The 4,605-nt window shown below is 78.7% G+C and carries 4 protein-coding genes and 1 pseudogene; 1 reads left to right on the plus strand and 4 read right to left on the minus strand.

The genetic code is table 11. The annotated features are described in order from the left end of the window. A pseudogene (locus tag PYV61_RS21270) lies at nucleotides 1-1,073 on the minus strand (hypothetical protein); the annotation flags it as partial. A gap of 122 nt (nucleotides 1,074-1,195) precedes the next feature. On the opposite strand from PYV61_RS21270, the gene PYV61_RS21275 reads away from it, so the two are divergent. Then, nucleotides 1,196-2,581: an NAD(P)-binding protein gene (locus PYV61_RS21275; protein WP_275835420.1), complete on the plus strand. Its 1,386-nt coding sequence runs from the start codon at nucleotides 1,196-1,198 to the stop codon at nucleotides 2,579-2,581. A gap of 4 nt (nucleotides 2,582-2,585) precedes the next feature. Here PYV61_RS21275 and PYV61_RS21280 read toward each other — a convergent pair whose 3' ends face one another. From PYV61_RS21280 to PYV61_RS21290, 3 genes are all read right to left on the minus strand, one after another. After that, nucleotides 2,586-3,407 carry a DUF2182 domain-containing protein gene (locus PYV61_RS21280; RefSeq protein ID WP_275835422.1) on the minus strand — a complete coding sequence of 274 codons (822 nt, stop codon included), beginning with the start codon at nucleotides 3,405-3,407 and terminating at the stop codon, nucleotides 2,586-2,588. Between the two features lie 7 nt (nucleotides 3,408-3,414). Next, a complete protein-coding gene (locus PYV61_RS21285) occupies nucleotides 3,415-4,023 on the minus strand; it encodes a DUF1326 domain-containing protein (RefSeq protein ID WP_275835424.1) in 609 nt (202 codons plus the stop codon). Nucleotides 4,024-4,108: 85 nt separating this feature from the next. Beyond that, on the minus strand, nucleotides 4,109-4,483 hold the full coding sequence (locus PYV61_RS21290; RefSeq protein ID WP_275835426.1) for a DUF4010 domain-containing protein: 375 nt from the start codon (nucleotides 4,481-4,483) through the stop codon (nucleotides 4,109-4,111). Nucleotides 4,484-4,605: the final 122 nt, after the last annotated feature.

Genomic DNA, 4,605 nt, shown 5'->3' on the forward strand with positions numbered 1-4,605 from the left:
CCCCCCCCGCCCCCGCCGCCCGGGCCGTCGCCGCCCACCTCGCGCATCCCGAGGCGCTCCCCCTGCGCCACCACCGCGCCCGCGCGGTCGAGCACGGCCGCGCGCGACGGGAAGCCGCGCCAGCTCGTGAGGTAGGAGAACGGGCGCTCGACCCACCGCGCCAGCACGTGCTTCCCGTCGGGCGACAGCGCGATCGACTCGTACATGCGCGGCTCGCCGAGGCGGCGCGGGGCGCGGCCGGGCGCCAGCTCGACCAGCTGGGCGCGCGTGTAGTGCTCGAACAGCGCCGCGTCGTGCGGGTCGCGCAGCAGGTTGCTGAAGGTGCGCGTCGGCGTCGGCGTCGGGCGCGACAGCCGCACCGACGGGCCGGCCGGCACGCGCGACTCGGCGGGCGCCGCGCCGCGGTCGGCCGGCACGGCGAACGTCAGCAGCGTCCCCTCGGGCGTCCACTGCAGCATGCGCGACGTGCGCTGCTCGACCTCGGGCGAGATGTCGACGTGCGCCTCGGTGCCGAGCGTCGCCAGCACGCGCGCGTCGCTCACGCGCTGCGCGCGCCCGGTGGCCGCGTCGGCCGTCCACACCTCGGTGTGCGACGGCAGGTGCGCGAGGAAGGCGAGGCGCGCCCCGTCGGGCGACCACGTCCAGTCGCTGACGAAGGTGCCGGCCGGCAGCGCGACGTCGCGGAAGCGGCGCTCCTGCAGGTCGTAGATCTGCAGCGCGCGCACCCCGAAGGTGTCGAGGTGCCAGAGCCGGTCGGTCGCCGGGCGCAGCTCCAGCTCGGCCAGCCGCAGCGTGGGGCGCGACATGAGGGCGAGCGACGACAGCTGCGTCGCGCGCGGCACGGCGAAGTACCGCCCACCGGGCGCCGGCGCGTCGAGCACGGCGAAGCTGGCGTCGCGCTTGAAGTACTCGGCGATCGGCGCCGGCGGCTGCGCGTAGCGCGCGTCGGCCTCGGCCTGCGCCACCTGCTCGGCGGAGGCGCGCCCGGCGGCGCGCGGCGCCGGCTGCGCCCGGACGGCGGCGGGGACGAGGAGGGAGAGCGCCAGGGCGGCGCGGCGGGCGGGGACGGGCATGGCGGGGGCTCCGGGGAGGTCCGGGTCGGGGCGTCGGTCCCGGAATGTCCTGTACGCGCGGGCGGGGTCAAGCGCTCGCATCCAGGCTCGCGCGCCGCGTCGGGCGGCCGTAGCGTCCCCGCGTGCTCCCCGCCCCCCTGGAGACCGACTACCTCGTCGTCGGCGCCGGCGCCGCCGCGCTGGCGTTCGTCGACGTGCTGCTCGCCGAGTCCGACGCCCGCGTGGTGCTCGCCGACCGCCGCGACGGCCCCGGCGGGCACTGGCGCGACGCCTACCCGTTCGTGCGGCTGCACCTGCCGACGGCCTGGTACGGCGTCCCCTCCACCCCCATCGCCGCCGCCGACGACCCGACCCCGCTCGACCGCGGCGCCACCGGGGCGGAGGTGCTGGCGTACTTCGAGCGCCTGCTGCACGAGCGGCTGCTCCCCACCGGGCGCGTCACCTGGCTCCCGGGGCACGCGCACGCCCGCGCCGCCGACGGCACGCACCGGCTCACGGGGCCGGACGGCGTCGCGCGGACGGTGCGGGCGCGGCGGGTGGTCGACGCCACCCACGCCCGCACCGAGATCCCGGCCGCGCGCCCGCCGCGCTACGCGGTGGCGCCCGGGGTCGCGTGCGTCGCGCCCAACGCGCTCCCCGCCCGCGCCGACGCGCACGACCGCTTCACCGTGGTGGGCGGCGGGAAGACGGGGATGGACGCCTGCCTCTGGCTGCTGGAGCGCGGCACCCCCGCCGACCGGATCCGCTGGGTGGTGCCGCGCGACCCGTGGCTGCACGACCGCGACAACTTCCGCGCCGGCGTCGCGCACCTCGCCGACACCGGGGCGCGGCTGGCCGCGCAGCTCGACGCGGCCGCGGCGGCGACGTCGGCGCGCGACCTGTTCGCGCGCCTGGAGGCGGCCGGCCTCGCGCTGCGCCTCGACCCCGCCGTCGAGCCGACGACCTGGCGCTGCGCCATCGTGTCGCGCGCCGAGGCGGCGCGGCTGCGCGAGGTCCATGACGTGGTGCGGCTGGGTCGCCTGCGCGCGGTCGAGCCGACGCGCCTCGTGCTCGACGGCGGGACCGTGCCCGCGGCGCCCGACACGCTGTACGTCGACTGCAGCGCCGCCGCCCTCCAGCCGCCGCCGCGCCTGCCGGTGTTCGACGGCGACGCGGTGCACCTGCTGATGGTGAGCTGGTGCCAGCCCGTGTTCAGCGCGTCGGTCGTGGGCGCCGTCGAGGCGCTGGGGGGCGACGACGCCGAGCGCAACGCGCTGTGCGCGCCGGTGGCGTCGCCGGAGGTGCCGGACGACGTCGTGCCGATGTGGGCGGCGTCGTTCGCCAACGGGGCGCGGTGGGCGCGGCACCCGCGCGTCGGGCCGTGGCTGCGCCGCTGCCGCACCTACTCGTCGTCGGTGCTCGCGATGGGCGCCGCCGCCGGCGACCCGCGGCTCGGGGCGCTGCGCGACGCCGCCGCGCGCATCGGCCCCGCGACCGAGAACCTGCGGCGGCTGCTCGCGGCGCGCTGACCCGTCACATGCCCGGCATCCCGGCCATGTCGTCCATGGGCTTCGTCTCGTGCGCCGGCGGCATCCCGCGCGCGACGAGCGCGAGCTCCGGGCGCAGCGCCACCGCCGCCGCCAGCGCGAGCAGCGCGACGCCCACCGCGCGCGCCGTGCGCCCGCCGTGCGGCAGCGCCTTCTCCGCGAACACGACGAGCGTGATCGCCACCACCCACGGGAGGCTCATCGCCCCGGCGGCGACCAGCACGAGCATCAGCCCCCAGCAGCACCCGACGCACCACCCCGCGTGCGCGGCGGCGAGGCGCAGCGTGGCGGCGTACCCCGCGCGCCAGCGGCGCATGAGGAAGCCGAGCGGCGACTCGCAGCGGCGCAGGCAGGCGCGCTTGGCCGCGGTGAGCTGGTAGAGCCCCGCCGCGGCGAGCGTCGCCGCCACCGCGTACGCCGCCAGCGGGTCGAGGCGCGGCCAGCGCGCCAGCGCCGCCGCGACGCCGACGTGCGCCGCGTACACCGGCACGCCCGTCGCCAGCCAGAGCGCGACGTACACGCCCGCGAACGCCCACGGCGGCGCCGCGCGCTCCCCCTGCGCGGCGAGGCGCCCGCGCACGGTGCGGTAGAGGAGGAGCATCGGCAGCGCGCTGGGGAGCATCATCGCCGCCATCATCACCCCCCACTGCAGGGTGAAGCGCGCCCCCTCGGCGGCCGACAGGCGCGGCGCCGGCATCCACATCGCGCGCGCGTCGCGCACCACGAGCAGCCACGCCCACGCCGCGACCGCCAGCAGCGCCCCGCCGAGCAGCAGCGTGCCGCGGTCGGGCGCGGCGCGCGCGGTCACGCGCGCCTCACGGCCCCTGGTACGCGAACGGCGCGGCCGCGGCGTAGCGGCCCGTGTGGTCGAAGCTCACCGGGCCCGAGACGCGGAACGTCGACGACGCGCCGAGGTCCCCCTCCTTGAAGACGAACCCCTCGGGGAGGATGGCGCGCGGGTGCACCGCGACGCCGGTGACCTTGTTGCGCACCGGCTCCAGGTCCAGCGTGACGTACTCGCCCGCGCGCACGCGGCTCGCGAGGCCGGCGACCGACACCTCGATCGGCGCGAACACCGGGCCGTGCACCGCGGCGATGGTCGTGGCGATGATCTTCCACGGGCCGCCCGCCTGCCCCGAGAGCAGCGTGCCGAGCGCCTGCCGCTGCGCGTCGTCGGCACGCTCGTCCAGGACGACGAGCGCCTCCCCGCCCCCCTCGTGAATCGCCCCCGGCCAGTTCACGGCGACGCTGAAGGCGAGCCCCGACAGCGGGACGTCGCCGTAGCGCCCGTCCTCGATGTGCCAGTTCCAGTTCCCCTCGCACTTCCCGGTGGTGGGGAGCCCGTTGAAGTTGCACGGGCAGCCGTAGTCGCAGTTGCAGGCCAGGATCACGTGGCCGCGGAGATGCCAGTCGGGGACGTTCACGGGCGCGGGCTCCGGTGGAGGATGCCCGACGCTGCGCCCGCGGGGCGCCGGCGTCAAGCGCGCGACCGTCGGGCGCGCGCCGCCCTCACCCCCACGCGGCGCCGAGCCAGAGCCCCGCGGCGCTCGCGAGGGCCAGCGCGGCCAGCCCCGCGCCCGCCGGGCGGCGGAACCCCGGGCCGCCCAGCGCCAGCACCAGCGTCAGCTTGAGCAGCGTGTTGGCCAGGATCCCGACCGCGATCGCGCGCGCCGCCAGCGCGACGCCCCCGCCGCCGGCGCCGCCCGCGCCCAGGCGGCTCATCGAGACGGTGAGCGCGTCGACGTCGGTGAGCCCCAGCACCGCGGCCGACGCCAGCACCCCCGCGCTCCCCAGCCACCGCTCGACGGCGGGGATCGCGAGCAGCGCGAGCTGGAAGGCGACCGCCATCTGCACGGCCGGCCACAGGCGGAGCGGGTTCCCCACCTCGCTCGGCGCGCCGGCGGCGCCGTCGGGGTCGCGCTAGCGCAGCGCGGCCGCCGCCAGCGCGGCCGCCACCACGAGCGGCGGCGCGAGGTACGGCACCAGCGCGCGCGTCACCGACCACT

Origin of the sequence: Roseisolibacter sp. H3M3-2 (genome assembly GCF_029211165.1) — a bacterium.
Taxonomy (GTDB): domain Bacteria; phylum Gemmatimonadota; class Gemmatimonadetes; order Gemmatimonadales; family Gemmatimonadaceae; genus Roseisolibacter.